This window comes from Paenibacillus sp. FSL R5-0914 (assembly GCF_038004525.1).
In the GTDB taxonomy this organism is placed as follows: Bacteria; Bacillota; Bacilli; order Paenibacillales; family Paenibacillaceae; genus Paenibacillus_AQ.
The window spans coordinates 3,047,564-3,062,972 of record NZ_JBBORH010000001.1; the positions used below are offsets into that span (position 1 = coordinate 3,047,564).

The window sequence follows — 15,409 nt, forward strand, 5'->3', positions numbered from 1 at the left end:
TTCATGAATCCAAAACCGAATATAGTTAATCTCCCTGTCTACAAACCAGGGAAACCTATAGACGAAGTTAAGAAGGAGCTTGGCTTAAGTGAGGTTATTAAGCTTGCATCCAATGAGAACCCGTATGGAGCTTCCCCGAGTGCTAAAGAAGCTATTCTAGCAGAGCTTGAGAATCTTTATCTATATCCAGACGGATCGGCCGTTGAGTTGACGGCAGCACTTGCCAACCGTCTTGGTGTGAACAGCGATAATATTATTTTTGGCTGTGGTTCTGATGAGATTATTGCTCTTATTGCTCGTGCTTTCTTCTTGCCAGGTGATGAGACAATCATGGCTGACCAGACCTTCTCTGTGTATAAGAGTAACGCAGATATCGAAGGCGCTGTGTCCATCGAGGTACCACTTGTAAATGGTACACATGATCTGGATGGGATGTTGGCCCGTATTACGGACCGTACGAAGGCTATCTGGATTTGTAATCCGAATAACCCAACAGGAACGATTGTACCAGAGGAAGCCTTGGTTTCTTTCCTTGATGCTGTTCCTTCCAATGTAATGGTTGTTCTTGATGAAGCATACTGTGAGTACGTAACAGATCTATCTTACTCCAACGGTATCCAATTATTAAATCGTTATACGAATTTGGTTGTGCTTCGCACATTCTCCAAAATTTATGGCTTAGCCGCATTGCGTATTGGTTATGGCGTTGCTAGTCCTGAGATTATTTCATTGATCAACAAGGTACGCGAGCCTTTCAATACCACTCGTCTTGCGCAAGCCGCGGCTCTTGCTGCCTTGAATGACCAAGAATACGTGGAGGAATGCCGTCGTCTTAATAGCGCGGGTATTGTCCAATTACAAGGTGAATTCAAACGTCTGGGCCTTGAATCCTTCCCTGCACACGGGAACTTCATTATGGTAGATGTTCGTAAACCTGCAACCGAGGTTTTCGATGCTTTGATGCGTAAAGGAATCATAGTAAGAGCGGGTCATCAAGTTTACCCTACTTATATTCGTGTTACTGTGGGCTCAGCTGAACAGAACACAGCGTTTATAACTGCGCTGGAACAAACGCTTATAGAGTCTGGTGTGCGCGCTTAGTAATAAACAGCAAGACTAGACTAAAAAAGGCAGGTAGTTCAAAGAACATGACGACAAAAATAGCTATATTCGGTGTCGGTCTGATCGGAGGCTCACTGGCCCTTTGCTTTAAAGGCAAGGAGGGCCTGACCGTCGTAGGACATGCCCACCGTCCTGAATCCGCGAGTAAATATATAAGCAGAGGTGTGGTTGATCAAGCCACGCTTTCTGTTGAAGAAGCGGCACTTGATGCTGATTTCATTTTTTTATGTGTACCGGTAGGGATGTTAGAGGATTATCTGCAGCAATTAAGTAAATTGCCTCTAAAACCCGGCTGCATTATTACAGATGTAGGAAGCACGAAAGCTAGTATTGCCGCATGTGCGGTCTCCTTAGATATTCCTGGAGTACATTTTATCGGCGGACACCCAATGGCAGGATCAGAGCGCTCAGGTGTTGAGGCAGCTTCATCACTGCTATTTGAGAATGCCTATTATGTGTTGACGCCTCCTCCAGGAGTGCCAGATGAGGCTTATCATGCACTGGAGTCTCTACTACACCACACAAGAGCACAGATAGTACGCCTTGATCCAGAACGCCATGATGAGATTGTAGGTGCCATTAGTCATTTACCGCATATTATTGCTGTTGCTTTGGTAAATCAGATTCGTGCCTATGACGATACCGACTCCTTATATAGCACGCTAGCTGCAGGGGGCTTTCGGGATATCACTCGGATTGCGTCCAGCGATCCTATAATTTGGCGAGACATTTTGCTGAACAATCGTTCCGTAATGCTTCGTTTATTGAAGGATTGGAACGAGGAAGTTTCTTCTTTTGTTCGTCTCCTGGAAAGTGAAGATGGCGTAGGAATTGAAGAGGCTTTCCAAGAAGCGAATGGCTTCCGCAGTCAGTTGCCTGAACGGCGTAAAGGCATGATCGCACCTTTATTTGACCTACATATTGATGTACCGGATCATCCGGGGATTATCGGTCGTATCGCTACTGAGCTGGGGGATCAAGGCATTAACCTTAGCAACGTACAAATCATCGAGAGTCGTGAAGATGTGCCGGGTATTATGCGCCTATCTTTTCGACAGGAGAACGATATGGAACGTGCGAAGGTGCTTCTGCAGCAGCACGATTATACCGTATATGTGTAGTTAGTAGCCCTTCCAATATGGAGGGGCTTTTATTTCGTTTTAGGATCTGAAAGAGCATACTGTTGAAAACAGCTACTGCTTCAAGTGGATGCAGAAGAGGGTATTAATAATGAGTGGGGCTAATACAGCGCTTACAGGACAAAAAAAGACCGCTTACAAAGTAAGCGGCTACAGTTCACAATAAATTGGAACCGTGTAGTATTTGGATAGGAGTGGAGAGAAACCATACTGTACTTTTATTATATGTATACGTTTACATTTTGTCAACAGTTTATTAAAAAGAGATTAAAGTCACATTACAGTGATCAAAGTCTTATGGTTGAACTTCATGTTCGTTTATAATCTGTTGTCAGGTCATGCTGACGAGATTACTGCTCTGAAGTCTATTAATGTCATCCTATGAGAATCTGTGATACAATAGATCTGGTATATTTCTAGATTCGTTATAAAATTTATATGCTCATAGAAATATGCCATTTTTCTTTTTATATTCATCACAATCATCATGCCTTAATTATTGGGTGTTTGAATATACATAGGTGTATTTCAAAATTGAAGAACGGATAAGTTGCACGTCATATATTTTCCCTTAAATTCCCACAAGGAACGTTTGTCTTACATAAAAGGTCGACAATATCGTTTCTTCTTGTAATAAACTAAAAAGTTGTAGTAAACCAGCGCAACTTTTAAAGCCCAAACCGGTATAATAAGTACGGACCGGACGGGAAAAGACGTGCAAGGGCGAGGAGGGCCAATCTCACCATGACGGATTCCCAGTTGATCCAGGAAATTAAACAAGGCAACACAGAATTATATTCAGAATTAATGCGTCGTTATCAACGAAAAATATTGGCATTTGTATATCATATGCTTAGAAACTCACAAATGGAGCTAATTGCAGAGGACCTTTGTTCGGAGACTTTCTACAAGGCATTCCGTAGCTTGCATTCCTTTCGAGAGGTAGATGCTTCCTTTTCAACGTGGTTGTACACTATTGCTCGTAATACCGTGCTAAGTGAGCTTCGTAAGAATCGTGCCGGAAATGTATCCCTAGAAGAGAGTGGATATACTCCCGTTGCACCGTTTGAAGTAGCGCCTGAGCAGGCTGCATTGCGTAAAGAACGGATGAATTTGGTTCGTGAGGCAATTAATAATCTTCCGGAGAAACAACGCTCTGCGTTAATCCTGCGTGAATACGATCAGATGGATTATCAAGAAATTGCAGAAATTTTGGATCAGAGTGTAAGCTCCGTGAAATCATTGTTGTTTCGTGCCAGAAGTAGTGTGAAGCTTCAACTCGAATCCTATTTCAATGAGCCTGAAGTTGAAGAGCAGGTTGAGAGGGTGTAAGGCGAATGAATTGCAGGGAAGCGCAAGAATGTATTCCGCTCTTGTGGGACGCTCCCCCCACACATCCTAGGCGGATTTTGCTCGAACAACATATTGAAACTTGTCCTTACTGCGCTGCTGAATGGTCTCTGTGGCAAGAGAGTAGCCAGCTTATGCATGATTTGAAAGAAGAGATTAGTGAAGAGCGTGCAGAAGTTATAAATGTTAAAGTTATGGAGCGGATTTATCTAGAGAGTCCTTGGTTGATGCCAGGGGATGGGAAATCCGCAGGGACATCTGCCATTGTTCGTCATAGGCTTAGTCTCTGGATCGCTTGCTTCCTGGCGGTATTTTTGTCTAGTGTTCTTTACTTTACTATGTTTAGAACACCTGCAGATATCACTGTGGCTCAAAGTGGAATTGTAGAGACTGGCGTTGCTGGCTCTATGGAATGGACTTCTACTTATCCCATTTTAGGCTCTGAAGGTGGGATTATTGAACCGCTTGTAGTAAATATGGGACCTACTCATCCTCAATATTGGATGATGTTATCCATGCTTGGCGTGGGTTTTGCAGTGTTTTCGTTAACCCGGCTGAATCGATATCGCAGATCATAAAGGGTCTATTGATGTATGACTTAACTATTGCAGTATATAATAGTGTTAAGAATGATGTAGGAGTCCCTTTATGTAAAGATAAGGGGCTTTTTTGTATTCTAATACGCATAAAAGAAGACTTTTTATTTCATCCATGTTACATTAAGAGACAAATACTTGGGTGAAAAGGGGGAGGTAATATGCTAATCGGCTTGATACGCCATGGATTGACGGACTGGAACGCAATTGGAAAGATACAGGGGCAAAGTGATATTCCGCTTAATGATGAAGGACGGATGCAAGCTGCTATGCTTGCTGACCGCTTATTACAAGAGCCGTATCGCTGGGATTATTGCATTACAAGTAACCTTTCCCGGGCAGCAGAGACAGGCAAGATCATCGCTGATAAATTAAATGTACCGTTGCTTGATCCTGATGATCGGATCCGGGAACGTGCCTACGGGCAAGTAGAAGGACTTACTGCCGCTGAGCGTGAAGAGAAGTGGGGGAAAGATTGGAGTCAGCTTTCACTTGGTCAAGAAACTGACGAACAGCTTCAAGCACGTGCACTTGCCTTTATGGAGGATATTTCTGCGCAGCATCCCAATCGGAACATACTAGTTATATCTCATGGAGGGTTCCTCGCTCAACTGTATACTGCATTTTACAAAGATAAGTATTCTGAGCGAATTGGGAATTTATCCCTGACAATTTTGGAGAAAAAAGAACGGGAATGGAACCCTATTCTTTATAATTGTACTCGCCATATCCTGCAAAATCAGCGTTAACCCGTGCATCGGGTTATTTTTTTTGCGCAAAGGGGAATAAAAAGGGCTGTATTTCCCATAATGGTAGTAAAACGGTGAGGCGATAAAACATGAATCTGGCGGATATGCTCACTTATGCAGATATTGGACAGCTGACCGCCATAGCGGGACGCTACCGGTGTGAATGCAAGCAGAATTCCAAACATGACTTGATCCAGAGTATTTTGATTATGCTTGGAAGCAGAAGTTTTATGGAGTCTCATATCCGGGAATGTACTCCGGAGGATCTACGGTTTCTGAATACATTACTTTTTGATGAACGCAGCTACTTTAGTCTGGAAGATTTGTTGGCTGTAGCTAGACAGGCTTCTTTTGATGCTCCAGAAGGAAAGACCGGAGGCTTCCGAGAAATGGTGTCTCGTTTCAAAAGCGGAGGCTGGCTCTTTAGCGGTTCCTCCCAGCAAACCAGATACTTGTTCCAAGTGCCTAAAGACTTGAAAGAGCGCTTTCGTGAGACGATGAGCGCACATATCAAGGATAAGGTTGCGGTTAGCTCTGAACCAGCCATGTATCGAAATGAAGGAGAATTGTTATTAAGTGATCTGGTTATGCTTCTGAGATATATCAAGGAAAATGAGCCAGAGCTTAATCAGGAAGGGGCAATGTATAGGCGGTATCAGCAAGGAGTGATGAATGCACTTCATATTCCGGAGGATCTTCTTAGCAAAGGCGGCTGGAGATTTGGTTATGGTAGGGCATGTGAGCATTATCCGCCTAGATTAGCGCTCCTGTATGATTATGTTCGTCATCGCCGCTGGATCACTGAAGAAGGTTTTCGGCTAAGGCTTACGGCGACAGGAGAGGCAGTGTTAGCCAACGGAAAATGTGACTCGTTGATGCAGATATTCTCTTTTTGGTTAAAACTATATAAGGGGGCTGTACCAAACCTGCCTTCACTTGTGTATTGGGTAAGCATTAGTGCTGGGAATTGGGTGAGCGTACCTTCATTAGTGGATGGTATTGGGTGGTTAATTAAACCGTTCTATTATGACAATGCTGCCTCTATTCTGGAGCAACGAATTATTCGGATGATGGTGCACCTTGGGATGCTTAAATTAGGGGAGACTACTGCTGGTCTCACTGTGATGATGACGCCGTGGGGGATGGAGATAGCCGTGCCTAAACATCTATAGTAGTATGAAGGCATACAAGCAAATGCTTATGGGGATTACATACGTAGATGAGGACTTCGCTTTGGTTGTTGATAGGAACAATAGATGAAGTATTGATCAGAATGGGTAAATATGTAGAACGTAGACAGGATTGTTGAATATGATTTAGTAGGTGCCGTCACTTTTGAAACCGAAAACAAAATCATCTTGATGGATATCAAAATATTAAAGCAATAAGGATCTCTTAAACAGCGGAGGTGTATCGAATGGACAAAATGAAGGCTACGTACGAAGTGATGCTAGGACTTGCGGCAGAAATGGTGTGGGATGAAGCGCTGCGAAAGCGTCGCTCCGACATCTTGCACCGTGAGATTGACACGGCGCTGGCTACAGGAGATAAATTGGCTTTTCGAAATCTTACAGAAGAACTTAAAAGTTTGGCATAAAGAAATGCGCTAAGCGCATTTCTTTTTTTATTAAATAGGTACCTGTTCAACTCACTTTCTGTATCAATTAGAGGTGAATGAAGACGAGTGAAAATCTAAATCTAGACGGTTGTCTTCCTCTTTCAATATAATGGGATTTATAACATCGGGCAAATTTGTGAAAAGTGGACGCGAAGAAGGATCGCAAATAGGGAGATGACATTAATGAAATTCAGTGATTTTGAAGTTGAACAGTGGGAAGAAAATCGAAAGTTCTATGATACATGTCTCATACCTTTTACAGGATTAAGTGGGTCCGAGAGTCCTCCTGAGACGGTTCAAGCATTAGAAAGATTACGTGATTTTATGGATTTGGTGGAAATACCGTTTAAGGGACGGATTGTAACTTACCCGGCGATTCAGTATGGAGGAGAAGGATATGTCGATCTAATTAATGAGGTTTGCCGAAAAGTCAAATCCAGTGGTTTCCAGTATGCCGTGGTGTTAACAGCAGATATAGCACTTCTGGAACAAGAAATTTTTGAAAGCGATTTAGTACTCTCTCTGCCTATCATTGAGGGCTCTCTGGAAGGTAAGATTAATAGTGATATTGGTATGAAAATTCAAAAGATGTGGGGACGGTGAGTCTCTTTTAAATGTGACAGAAAATCAACAATTGTAAGTGAAAATCACTTTTTGGCCTGTCACAAATTAGACAATATTCTTGACGGGTTTTAGTGCCTAAGCTATTATTAGGTTGAATCGAAATGGTATGTGATGTATTTCATTGAAAAGATTTGAAAACGGATTATTTATAGTAAGGCATCTCTGATCGGACACCTTAGATACTTTCTTATATCTTGAGAAGGGGGTTATATAACAGTATGAGCAGCCATAATGATCAACAGGATATTTGGCCTGAACAACCACCCAGCCGTAAAGAGATGTCGCGCAGGCAATTTTTGACCTACACGCTAGGTGGCGCTACTGCTTTTATGGGGGCAGGTACAATTCTCCCAATGGTCCGTTTTGTCGTGGACCCAATATTACATAAGAAGGGCGCAGGTGATTTTATAAAGGTTGCTGAAATTAGCAAAATCACCGAAGAGCCCCAAGAGTTTACGTTTGAATTGAAACAGAAAGACGGATGGTACGACAGCACAGCGACGCTGACTGCGTGGATCCGTAAAGACGCAAAGGGTGATATTTATGCGCTTTCACCCATTTGTAAACATTTAGGATGTACGGTTGGATGGAACAATGATAAGGCACATCCGGACGAGTATCACTGTCCTTGCCACGGTGCGCGTTATACCAAACTCGGCAAAAATCTCGAAGTAGCTCCAAAACCGCTTGATCAGTATAAAACGAAATTTGATAACGGGTGGGTTCTTTTGGGTGATATTGTGCCTAATACAGTAGCTAGTGAGGAGGCGTAGGTTCTAATGTTTAAAAATGTCTATAACTGGATTGACGAACGTTTGGATGTTACGCCAATTTGGAGAGACGTGGCCGACCACGAGGTTCCTGAGCATGTTAACCCGGCCCATCACTTCTCTGCGTTTGTGTATTGTTTTGGCGGACTGACCTTTTTTATTACAGTGATTCAGATCTTATCGGGTATGTTCTTAACGATGTATTATGTTCCAGATATTATCAATGCTTATGCAAGTGTTGAGTATTTACAATCTAGTGTTGCCTTTGGACAAATTGTTCGCGGAATGCATCACTGGGGTGCCAGTCTTGTCATTGTTATGATGTTCCTTCATACGATGCGCGTCTTCTTTACAGGCTCTTATAAAGCTCCGCGTGAGATGAACTGGGTAGTTGGAATGCTCATCTTCTTCGTAATGTTGGGGCTTGGTTTAACGGGTTACTTATTGCCTTGGGACAATAAAGCTTACTTCGCGACTAAAGTAACACTCGAAATTGCTAACTCTGTTCCAGTGATGGGACCCGTATTGAAAGAACTTATGCAAGGCGGTACGATTGTTGGTGCAGAAACGTTGACTCGGTTCTTCGCACTTCATGTATTCTTCCTCCCAGCGGTGCTTCTTAGTCTGCTCGTAGGACACTTTATTATGATCCGCAGACAAGGGATTTCTGGACCGTTGTAAGTTAATCTAAGAGAGGAGGAATACGGATGGCACATGGAAACAATTCTAAGGAAAAGGTTGTATATGTCGGTGATACCAGAGTTCGTAAAGGCAATGGATTTATCACACCTCCAGACTATTCAGCCTATCCTGGTAAATCGGAAGCCTTTATCCCTAACTTTCTACTGAAAGAATGGATGGTTGGCGTCGTTGTACTTGTAGGAATATTAGTGCTTACTATTTCAGAGCCAGCGCCGCTAGGGTTTCCAGCGAATGCGAGTGCTACGGTTATCCCAATTCCTGACTGGTATTTCTTGTTTCTCTATCAGTATTTGAAGCTTCCTTATGCTTCAGGTGATTATATCGTTCTGGGTACATTAGGTGTAACCGGTGTAGCTTTTGGTTCACTTCTTTTAGCACCATTTCTTGACACGGGCAGAGAACGTCGCTTCTATCGTAGACCGATCGCTTCATCTTTGATGTTCTTATCGCTAGCGGCGATTGTGTACTTAACAAATACCGCTTGGACGGAATACAAACATGAAATGGCTGAAACTGGTCAAATTCCTGAAGATGTTCAACGGGAAGAGAAGGCGGCAGAGAATAGGGCGAAGGGGCTTCCAACCTCGAGTGCAGTTAAGGCAAAGGAAGTAGCGATTGTAGATAAGGATGATCCGGCTATGGGGCTGTTTAAGCAAGCTACTTGCATCTCTTGTCATGCGGCGGATTTGAAAGGGGCAGGCGGGCCTTCACTTCGCGGCGTTGGGGACACCCATGATAAAGAAGCAATCCTTACTATTATAAAAGAGGGTCAAGGACAGATGCCGAAGATGTATGATATTGCTCTGGGAGCGGGGCTTTCGGATCAAGACATTGATGCCTTGGCAGACTGGCTTGCCAAACAAAAAAGCGAACAGTAAAATAAAAATAACGCAAAACCTGATCGAAACTGCGGTCAGGTTTTTGTATGTCTAAATGTAAAGTTGCCACTACTTGGGAGGTTAATGATCTGTATGTCCGTTCTTGATAAACTGTTTAAGCACCGAGGAATCATTTGGTTGTTATTTATTGTGAATCTTCTCGGTACCATTTATGGCTACATATGGTATGGCAATCAATTGGAGTTCACGGCGGCTAACTTTCCGCTTTGGCTGCTCCCGTTTGTTCCAGATAGTCCAACCGCGAGCCTGTTCTTTACCTTGGCGCTGTTGCTAATGCTCTTTCCTCCAAAAAGCTATACGGGAAACAATGTAAGGGAGCTTATTGAGGCGTTAGCGGTTGTGACGTCTGTGAAGTATGGGATTTGGGCAGTAAGTATGATTTTTGCTGGAGGTTATCAAGGAGATATTCTAGTTTGGAAAGACTGGATGCTGGTGATCTCTCATTTGGGGATGGCGGTAGAAGCTTTGATCTATGCACGATTCTTTTCTTTCCGCAAAATGATTCCGCTAGCGCTGTTCTGGACCCTTGCTAACGATATGCTGGACTATTCCTATGGAATATACCCATGGTTACCTTCTGTACTGAATGATGATGTCACACAGGTGCAATATTTCACGATGGCGCTTACGGTGTTTAGTGTAATTGTTGCTTGGTTGTTTAGTAGTAGACAAAGACCCGTAGACTCTATCTATCAGTTTAAGAACAGGTTATAGTAAGCGGTTCTAACCCTTGTCCGCCTGCCATACATTTAGAATTATAAGAAGTATAAGTTTTATACTATACTTTATCCTTATAATTTTACGAGAAACGAATATCGTCTAATAAAGACGACAACGTCGTTTCTTCTTAGGTAGGAGGGGGATGTCTCATGCTCCGAGGGAGATATTATGTGTTGGTTATTCTAGTGTTTTGCTGGTTATTGACCAGCATGAATGTTGAAAAAGCCTCAGCAGCGCAAGGGAATGCTGGTGAAGGTTCTGGCAAGGTTTCGAAGCAAAGCGCCGACGTTAGTTCGGGCAACGGTTTGACAGTGATGAGCGGAAAGACTGGAGCACAGCAGCTAGAACAAGCCGCTGAGGCATTGTATGGGTATGTCTTGGAAGGGGATGTGATGAAGGTCCGACAAGAGACCGAAGAGATCTCTAGGATCATAGTGTCCTCTTCTTTTGAAGGAATGACCTCTGTAGAGGGCATTAATGCGTTGTCAGGGGTCATTATGGACCTGAAGGCTGCTGTGGCAAGTGCAAAAGTATCTCAGCAGCAATTGGAGGCTACAGCTACCAGGTTACGATTAGCTGCCAACAGTCTTAATCAACCCGGACAACCCATTTGGCTTCAGTATTATAAGCTAATTCGCGAGGATTTAAATGCGATGGAACAAAGTGGTGCTACAAATGATCTGACGGGATGGAAAACGGCTGTAGAGAGGCTACAGGGCAGGTATGAAAATATCCGGCCAGCGGTGATCGTCTCTCGGAAACCTGAAGTTGTAAATGCATTTGATTCTTGGCTCTCATATGCCGCAGGCATTCCTTCTTCCTCACAAAAAATCGAACGGGCCCGGTTGCTTGAAATTGTGTCTTATGGTCAGGATACTGTGCGGGTAATGTTCGGAAAAGAGAAGGATGAGCCGGCTTTGTCAGTACCCCTGGCCTCACAAGAATTTGGGATTTGGGGAGGACTAGCCGCAGGGTTTATTATCGCTGTATTAGCTTATGCGGGTTATCGTAAGTACCGTGGAGAGAATCAGAACTTCAAACCAATTTAGTGGAATGGTTATATAAATAAGTAAAAGGAGCGGGGAAGAGTCCCCCGCTCCTTTTTTAACGAATCAAAACTTATATATTTGGGGCCCCCGCAAAGTACCTGAGTACGTATCGAAGCAAGACCCCAGTTTGTGGGGATATTTTATGTTTCTCTGAATCCCTCGCCTTGTACGTCGTGCACATCGCTAATAATTACGAACGCGTGCGGATCAATCGATTTGACCAGTAAACTAAGACGGCGAATTTCCTGCCTTGAAACTACACAGTACACCATATGTTTGGCTTGCTTAGAATACGCACCGATTGCAGGGATGAGTGTTACACCTCGTTCTAGTTCAGCAGTTATTAGATCAGCAATTTGAGGTGCCTCATCACTAATGATTGTAAATGCTTTGGCGGCATAAGCGCCTTCCTGGATAAAATCGATGACACGGGATGCTATGAACACTGCAACGAGTGTGTACAGAATTTTTTCTTTGGGAATATAGAAGATGGAAGAGCCGATAATGAAAATGTCGATGGCCAGAATAATCTGCCCCATACTCCAGCCGAAATTCCGTCCCAGAATTCTTGCCACAATGTCTACGCCACCTGTAGTGCCACCAAAACGGAACACAATCCCAAGTCCGGTTCCAAGGGTTACCCCTGCGTATAGTGCAGCAAGAATAAAGTCATGTTCGGTACTGAAAGGAACAATCCATCCAGCAGAGATCAATCTTTCGAAGATCCACAAGAAAAGGGACAAAGATCCGATTCCTACCCCTGTGTATACAATTTGGCGGCCGCCTAGGACTTTCCAACCGAGCAGAAACAATGGGAGATTGATTAGAAGTGTTGTTAAAAAGATTGGAATGTCAAAGGCATAATTAAGCAGCAGTGTGATTCCCGTTACGCCGCCTTCCATTAGTTGACTGGGAATGATGAAATACAATAGTCCGAATGCATATACTGCGGTTCCGAGCATGATAGGGGCAACTGTTTTGCTGATTGAAATTACCTTGTTTGAATTCATGGAATCCCTCGTTAGGCCTTGTTAAGGCAGTTTTTCTTTTCCTATAATAAGTATACCTTTTCTTGCAGGTGTTAAAATATTCAAAAAAGATTTGTCTTCAAAACGTCTTTACGATAACATAGGGGCAAACAGAAGGCAAGATATACAGAGGGGGCAAAGATACATTTTATGGATAAAAGTCTTGGTGACATTCAGCGTGAAGTAGACGCTTATATATCGCAATTTAAAGAAGGATACTTCAGTCCGCTGTCTATGTTAGCCCGCATGTCCGAAGAAGTCGGAGAATTGGCGCGGGAAGTCAATCATGAATTCGGTGAGAAGCCGAAGAAATCTGATGAAGCAGAGAATTCTATAGAGCTTGAACTGGGAGATATTTTGTTTATTACTGTTTGTTTTGCAAATTCTCTTGGGATTGATTTGACTGAAGCACATAATAAGGTCATGCATAAGTTTAATACCCGAGATGCTGGTCGTTGGACACCAAAAGACACCGATTAGGCCTCTATAACATATGCTGTACCAAACGAACGGGATTTAGCCGTGAGGATGGTGAGGATATGGATCAAAGGGATTATGTAAGAGAAGCCTATCGCTCTATATTGCGTAGTGACTTTGCAGAAGCTATTGTATGCTTTGAAGCCGCGATTGCAGCAAGTCCGGCTGATGCTGAAGTCAGATATCGTTGTTCCATAACGTATGCCCGCAGTGGTATGCTAGATAAAGCTTTAGTTCATGCTCAGGCGGCTATGAAGTTAGATGGCAGCAAACCTGAGTATAGTCTACATCTACAGCATCTTCAAGCTATGATGCATGTACAGGAAGCTAAGCGGTTGATAGAAGATGAAGATAACAGAACTCGTAACCCGTATCATCCGATTACGCTACTTAAAGAGGCCATCACCCTTGATCCATTATATGGGGATGCTTATGTATGGCTTGCCATCGCACATAGTCGGGTGAATGAACATATGCAGGCTATGGCCGCCTTGAAAGAAGTGATTTCTTTACATCCGGATGATTCTGGCTTGCGAGAATTGATGGTAGACCTTCAGAAATCCATACAATCGTATATGCAGTAACTATATAACTAGTGAAAGCGAGGATGAAAAGATATGAGCAACAAGATCAGAGTTATCGTATCCGGTGCAGGCGGGAGAATGGGTAAAGAGGTTGTTAAACTTGTGCTGCAGGACGAAGAGTTGGAACTAGCGGCTGCGGTAGATCGTTCAACAATGGATATAGATGCAGGCCGTCTAGTAGGTCTCGAAGACTCAGGAGTTATTGTAACTTCAGATCTTGAGGCTGCCCTCGCGGGAAGCAACGGAGATGTTGTGGTCGATTTCACTACACCACAATCCGCGTATATGAATACAGTGCTAGCCATTAAATATGGAGTGCGTCCGGTTATCGGTACAACCGGATTCACACCGGAGCAAATTGTGGAACTGGACAAGCAGTGTCAAGACCAGGGGATAGGTGGACTTATTGCTCCAAACTTCTCCATAGGGGCTATTCTGTTGATGAGATTTGCGGCTCAAGCTTCAAAATACTTTCCACATCTGGAGATTATCGAGTATCATGGTGACCAAAAACTGGATGCTCCATCCGGAACTGCAGTCAAAACTGCAGAGATGATTTCAGAAGTACGGGAAGAGCTTCGTCAAGGAAACCCTAAAGAAGAAGAAACGATTGAGGGTGCGCGTGGGGGTTACTATAATGGATTCCGGATACATAGTGTCCGTCTTCCTGGTGTGTTTGCCCAAGAAGAAGTGATTTTTGGTGGGTTCGGACAATCCTTAAAAATCCGGCATGATTCTTATGAGCGAGCAGGCTATATGCCAGGCGTTAAGATGGGTATTCAAAAGGTAATGGGATACACTGGCTTGATCTATGGATTTGAGCACTTTATAGAATAGACAGGGGAGAACACCATGTTAAAGATCGCATTTATTGCACATGATCGTAAAAAAGATGAAATCGTAAATTTTGTATTAGCCTATGAGCATGTATTTGTAGGTCATGAACTATTTTCTACGGGGACTACTGGCCAACGGATCATGGATGTGACTAGCTTGAAGATTCATCGCTATATGTCAGGACCATTGGGTGGAGATCAGCAAATTGGGGCAATGGTAGCCCAAGATGAATTGGATCTTATTATTTTCTTGCGCGACCCATTAATGGCACAGCCACATGAACCAGATATTACAGCTTTACTTCGTCTATGTGACGTATATGGTATCCCTGTAGCAACGAATATCGCAACAGCTGAGGTGCTTGTGAAGGCGATTGATCGTGGTGACTTTGCTTGGCGTGAACTCGTCCATAAATACAAACCAGGTGTTGATGAATGAAGCTGGACATTCTTGTATTTGGGGCTCATGCGGATGATGCGGAGATCGGAATGGCAGGTACGATTGCGAAGCATACCGCTGCAGGACTAAAAGTAGGTCTGTGCGATTTAACAGCTGCGGAAATGTCCTCGAACGGTACTGTAGAGCTACGCATGGAAGAGGCACAGCAAGCTGCTGATCTGCTTGGCGTGTCTGTGCGGACGAATTTGGGTTTATCTGACAGAGGGCTGTTTATAACAGAAGAGCATGTGGCCGCTGTGACAGCAGAAATTCGCCGGTTTGCTCCTGCGATTGTTTTTGCTCCTTATTGGGAAGATCGTCATCCGGATCATATTGCGTGCAGTAAGTTAGTAGAAGAGGCTGTTTTTAATGCTAAACTACGTAAATATATGCCGGACAAGCCGGCAGTTCCGGCTCCACAGCTGTTTTTTTATTTTATAAATGATCTAGGACGTACGGATCTTATTGTAGATGTTACTAAACAATATGGGCTGAAGGAGCAGGCGTTGTCCTGCTATCGCTCCCAGTTCACCAAGCCGCTCGGTGCCGATGCTGTATCCACACCGCTAACGGAAGGTTATATTGAACGTGTTCGTTCCAGAGACATGTTGCTTGGACAGCGGAGACTTATTCCCTATGCGGAAGGGTTTGCAACAAAAGTTCCCTATGCAGTAGATCTGTTTACTGCAGGGGATCAAACTATATAA

General features: G+C 43.6%; 19 protein-coding genes. 18 read left to right on the forward strand and 1 reads right to left on the reverse strand.

The genetic code is table 11. The features are described 5' to 3' along the window. The first annotated feature begins 3 nt into the window (after positions 1-3). From hisC to MKX60_RS13525, 13 genes are all read left to right on the forward strand, one after another. Positions 4-1,101 (forward strand): histidinol-phosphate transaminase, encoded by a 1,098-nt coding sequence (hisC, locus tag MKX60_RS13465; protein ID WP_341060078.1) that lies wholly within the window; start codon positions 4-6, stop codon positions 1,099-1,101. Positions 1,102-1,148: 47 nt separating this feature from the next. Continuing rightward, the gene (locus MKX60_RS13470; RefSeq protein ID WP_076284570.1) at positions 1,149-2,243 is read left to right on the forward strand and encodes a prephenate dehydrogenase; all 1,095 of its coding nucleotides are present in this window, start codon (positions 1,149-1,151) and stop codon (positions 2,241-2,243) included. A 762-nt stretch (positions 2,244-3,005) separates the two neighbouring features. Continuing rightward, entirely contained in the window at positions 3,006-3,593 is a 588-nt protein-coding gene (locus MKX60_RS13475) for an RNA polymerase sigma factor (protein WP_042190156.1), read from the forward strand. A 5-nt stretch (positions 3,594-3,598) separates the two neighbouring features. Next, positions 3,599-4,189 (forward strand): anti-sigma factor family protein, encoded by a 591-nt coding sequence (locus MKX60_RS13480; protein ID WP_042190154.1) that lies wholly within the window; start codon positions 3,599-3,601, stop codon positions 4,187-4,189. Between the two features lie 179 nt (positions 4,190-4,368). Continuing rightward, a complete protein-coding gene (locus MKX60_RS13485) occupies positions 4,369-4,956 on the forward strand; it encodes a histidine phosphatase family protein (protein ID WP_042190151.1) in 588 nt (195 codons plus the stop codon). A gap of 89 nt (positions 4,957-5,045) precedes the next feature. Further along, the gene (locus tag MKX60_RS13490) at positions 5,046-6,128 is read left to right on the forward strand and encodes a hypothetical protein (RefSeq protein ID WP_341060080.1); all 1,083 of its coding nucleotides are present in this window, start codon (positions 5,046-5,048) and stop codon (positions 6,126-6,128) included. Between the two features lie 245 nt (positions 6,129-6,373). After that, positions 6,374-6,553 (forward strand): IDEAL domain-containing protein, encoded by a 180-nt coding sequence (locus MKX60_RS13495; RefSeq protein ID WP_042129535.1) that lies wholly within the window; start codon positions 6,374-6,376, stop codon positions 6,551-6,553. A gap of 204 nt (positions 6,554-6,757) precedes the next feature. Next, entirely contained in the window at positions 6,758-7,177 is a 420-nt protein-coding gene (locus MKX60_RS13500; protein ID WP_149646826.1) for a DUF2487 family protein, read from the forward strand. A 239-nt stretch (positions 7,178-7,416) separates the two neighbouring features. Next, positions 7,417-7,971 (forward strand): QcrA and Rieske domain-containing protein, encoded by a 555-nt coding sequence (locus MKX60_RS13505; RefSeq protein ID WP_042190144.1) that lies wholly within the window; start codon positions 7,417-7,419, stop codon positions 7,969-7,971. 6 nt (positions 7,972-7,977) lie between these two features. Next, entirely contained in the window at positions 7,978-8,649 is a 672-nt protein-coding gene (gene qcrB, locus MKX60_RS13510) for a menaquinol-cytochrome c reductase cytochrome b subunit (protein ID WP_042129529.1), read from the forward strand. A 26-nt stretch (positions 8,650-8,675) separates the two neighbouring features. Next, positions 8,676-9,548, forward strand: coding sequence for a menaquinol-cytochrome c reductase cytochrome b/c subunit (locus tag MKX60_RS13515; protein ID WP_042190142.1), 873 nt, complete (start codon positions 8,676-8,678; stop codon positions 9,546-9,548). Positions 9,549-9,641: 93 nt separating this feature from the next. Further along, on the forward strand, positions 9,642-10,283 hold the full coding sequence (locus tag MKX60_RS13520; protein ID WP_341060082.1) for a DUF1405 domain-containing protein: 642 nt from the start codon (positions 9,642-9,644) through the stop codon (positions 10,281-10,283). A gap of 155 nt (positions 10,284-10,438) precedes the next feature. Further along, positions 10,439-11,338, forward strand: coding sequence for a sporulation protein YpjB (locus MKX60_RS13525; protein WP_076284573.1), 900 nt, complete (start codon positions 10,439-10,441; stop codon positions 11,336-11,338). Positions 11,339-11,478: 140 nt separating this feature from the next. Here MKX60_RS13525 and MKX60_RS13530 read toward each other — a convergent pair whose 3' ends face one another. Continuing rightward, positions 11,479-12,348 carry a YitT family protein gene (locus MKX60_RS13530; protein WP_042190138.1) on the reverse strand — a complete coding sequence of 290 codons (870 nt, stop codon included), beginning with the start codon at positions 12,346-12,348 and terminating at the stop codon, positions 11,479-11,481. Positions 12,349-12,516: 168 nt separating this feature from the next. Between MKX60_RS13530 and MKX60_RS13535 the strand changes: the two genes are divergently transcribed. Genes MKX60_RS13535 through bshB1 form a run of 5 tightly spaced genes read left to right on the forward strand, consistent with a single transcriptional unit; the run spans position 12,517 to position 15,409 of the window. Further along, complete coding sequence (locus tag MKX60_RS13535) at positions 12,517-12,846, forward strand: nucleotide pyrophosphohydrolase (RefSeq protein ID WP_036676271.1); 330 nt, start codon at positions 12,517-12,519, stop codon at positions 12,844-12,846. A 59-nt stretch (positions 12,847-12,905) separates the two neighbouring features. After that, positions 12,906-13,427: a tetratricopeptide repeat protein gene (locus tag MKX60_RS13540; protein WP_341060083.1), complete on the forward strand. Its 522-nt coding sequence runs from the start codon at positions 12,906-12,908 to the stop codon at positions 13,425-13,427. Between the two features lie 33 nt (positions 13,428-13,460). Next, positions 13,461-14,264, forward strand: a complete 804-nt coding sequence (dapB, locus tag MKX60_RS13545; protein ID WP_042190132.1) for a 4-hydroxy-tetrahydrodipicolinate reductase — start codon at positions 13,461-13,463, stop codon at positions 14,262-14,264. 15 nt (positions 14,265-14,279) lie between these two features. Next, positions 14,280-14,702 carry a methylglyoxal synthase gene (locus tag MKX60_RS13550; RefSeq protein ID WP_042129517.1) on the forward strand — a complete coding sequence of 141 codons (423 nt, stop codon included), beginning with the start codon at positions 14,280-14,282 and terminating at the stop codon, positions 14,700-14,702. Continuing rightward, a complete protein-coding gene (bshB1, locus tag MKX60_RS13555; RefSeq protein ID WP_076284575.1) occupies positions 14,699-15,409 on the forward strand; it encodes a bacillithiol biosynthesis deacetylase BshB1 in 711 nt (236 codons plus the stop codon). Before MKX60_RS13550 ends, bshB1 begins: the two co-directional genes overlap by 4 nt.

Coding starts and splice junctions, on each gene's coding strand:
- hisC (WP_341060078.1), top strand. CDS start 4: ATGAATCCAAAACCGAATATAGTTAATCTCCCTGTCTACAAACCAGGG.
- MKX60_RS13470 (WP_076284570.1), top strand. CDS start 1,149: ATGACGACAAAAATAGCTATATTCGGTGTCGGTCTGATCGGAGGCTCA.
- MKX60_RS13475 (WP_042190156.1), top strand. CDS start 3,006: ATGACGGATTCCCAGTTGATCCAGGAAATTAAACAAGGCAACACAGAA.
- MKX60_RS13480 (WP_042190154.1), top strand. CDS start 3,599: ATGAATTGCAGGGAAGCGCAAGAATGTATTCCGCTCTTGTGGGACGCT.
- MKX60_RS13485 (WP_042190151.1), top strand. CDS start 4,369: ATGCTAATCGGCTTGATACGCCATGGATTGACGGACTGGAACGCAATT.
- MKX60_RS13490 (WP_341060080.1), top strand. CDS start 5,046: ATGAATCTGGCGGATATGCTCACTTATGCAGATATTGGACAGCTGACC.
- MKX60_RS13495 (WP_042129535.1), top strand. CDS start 6,374: ATGGACAAAATGAAGGCTACGTACGAAGTGATGCTAGGACTTGCGGCA.
- MKX60_RS13500 (WP_149646826.1), top strand. CDS start 6,758: ATGAAATTCAGTGATTTTGAAGTTGAACAGTGGGAAGAAAATCGAAAG.
- MKX60_RS13505 (WP_042190144.1), top strand. CDS start 7,417: ATGAGCAGCCATAATGATCAACAGGATATTTGGCCTGAACAACCACCC.
- qcrB (WP_042129529.1), top strand. CDS start 7,978: ATGTTTAAAAATGTCTATAACTGGATTGACGAACGTTTGGATGTTACG.
- MKX60_RS13515 (WP_042190142.1), top strand. CDS start 8,676: ATGGCACATGGAAACAATTCTAAGGAAAAGGTTGTATATGTCGGTGAT.
- MKX60_RS13520 (WP_341060082.1), top strand. CDS start 9,642: ATGTCCGTTCTTGATAAACTGTTTAAGCACCGAGGAATCATTTGGTTG.
- MKX60_RS13525 (WP_076284573.1), top strand. CDS start 10,439: ATGCTCCGAGGGAGATATTATGTGTTGGTTATTCTAGTGTTTTGCTGG.
- MKX60_RS13530 (WP_042190138.1), bottom strand. CDS start 12,348: ATGAATTCAAACAAGGTAATTTCAATCAGCAAAACAGTTGCCCCTATC.
- MKX60_RS13535 (WP_036676271.1), top strand. CDS start 12,517: ATGGATAAAAGTCTTGGTGACATTCAGCGTGAAGTAGACGCTTATATA.
- MKX60_RS13540 (WP_341060083.1), top strand. CDS start 12,906: ATGGATCAAAGGGATTATGTAAGAGAAGCCTATCGCTCTATATTGCGT.
- dapB (WP_042190132.1), top strand. CDS start 13,461: ATGAGCAACAAGATCAGAGTTATCGTATCCGGTGCAGGCGGGAGAATG.
- MKX60_RS13550 (WP_042129517.1), top strand. CDS start 14,280: ATGTTAAAGATCGCATTTATTGCACATGATCGTAAAAAAGATGAAATC.
- bshB1 (WP_076284575.1), top strand. CDS start 14,699: ATGAAGCTGGACATTCTTGTATTTGGGGCTCATGCGGATGATGCGGAG.